This window comes from Acinetobacter sp. T_3_1 (assembly GCF_025377055.1).
Taxonomy (GTDB): Bacteria; Pseudomonadota; Gammaproteobacteria; order Pseudomonadales; family Moraxellaceae; genus Acinetobacter; species Acinetobacter kookii.
The window spans coordinates 1-437 of record NZ_JACHVD010000057.1; the positions used below are offsets into that span (position 1 = coordinate 1).

A 437-nucleotide genomic window follows, 5' to 3' on the forward strand; every position below is an offset into this window, starting at 1 on the left:
CGGATTATCGAAAGTGAGGCCAAGTGGGGCATTCGTGATCCACGGCAAATCCAGGCTTCTGATTATTATGTCACCGGCAGCATTAACAGTCTGGACTTTATTCCGGGGGGCGGTGTGGACATGCAGATTGGCGGAGTGGGTCCGAATTACAGTCAAACCCGCATTATGGTGGGGTTGGATTTGTCTCTCACCGATACCCGCAGCAGTAAGGTGGTGGCCAATGTTTCCCTGCAAAAACAGATTGCTGCACAGGATTATGGTCTGAGTGCAGGCAGGTTTGCTGGGCATACTTTGTTAAATATTCAGCTTGGCAAAGGGGAACGCGAGGCAACCAACTTTGCCCTGCGTCAAATGCTGAATCTGGGCACCTTTGAATTGCTCAGTCAGGTGATCCCACCAGCAACATTTGAAAGCTGCCGTGCGCAAATACCGCCTGA

1 protein-coding gene is annotated in these 437 nt (G+C 51.3%); it reads left to right on the forward strand.

Going from position 1 to position 437, the window contains the following annotated elements:
- On the forward strand, nt 1–437 hold a 437-nt coding region (locus H4I94_RS16205; RefSeq protein WP_314732927.1), incomplete at both ends, for a CsgG/HfaB family protein.